Source organism: Amphritea pacifica (assembly GCF_016924145.1).
In the GTDB taxonomy this organism is placed as follows: Bacteria; Pseudomonadota; Gammaproteobacteria; order Pseudomonadales; family Balneatricaceae; genus Amphritea; species Amphritea pacifica.
Genome location: NZ_JAFFZO010000153.1, coordinates 1 through 365, shown reverse-complemented (window position 1 = coordinate 365; position 365 = coordinate 1). Strand labels below are relative to the sequence as shown.

At 50.1% G+C, this 365-nt stretch carries 1 protein-coding gene; it reads left to right on the top strand.

The window, feature by feature from the left end:
- Positions 1 to 14: 14 nt before the first annotated feature.
- Positions 15 to 365: transposase (locus JW499_RS23215; protein ID WP_205212539.1), on the top strand; the 351-nt coding region annotated here is incomplete at its 3' end.

Genomic DNA, 365 nt, shown 5'->3' with positions numbered 1-365 from the left:
TAAGGATAGGCAACATGGACAAGAAACAACTCGAAGCCTTCGCTCGCGAAGCGGCTAAAAGCATCAAAACTGAAAGTGATCTCAATGACTTCCGGCGGATGCTAACCAAAGTCACTGTTGAAACGGCTCTCAATGCCGAACTGGATGAGCATCTGGGTTACGACAGGCATGGTAAACGTCCCTCTGATAACAGCCGCAATGGCTACTCCAGCAAGACCTTACGTACCGAAGATGGGCAATTCGAAATTGATGCGCCACGGGATCGGGATGGCAGCTTTGAACCGAAGTTAGTCAAAAAGCAGCAGACTCGCTTCACGTCGATGGACGACAAGATTCTGAGTCTGTACGCCAAGGGCATGACTACC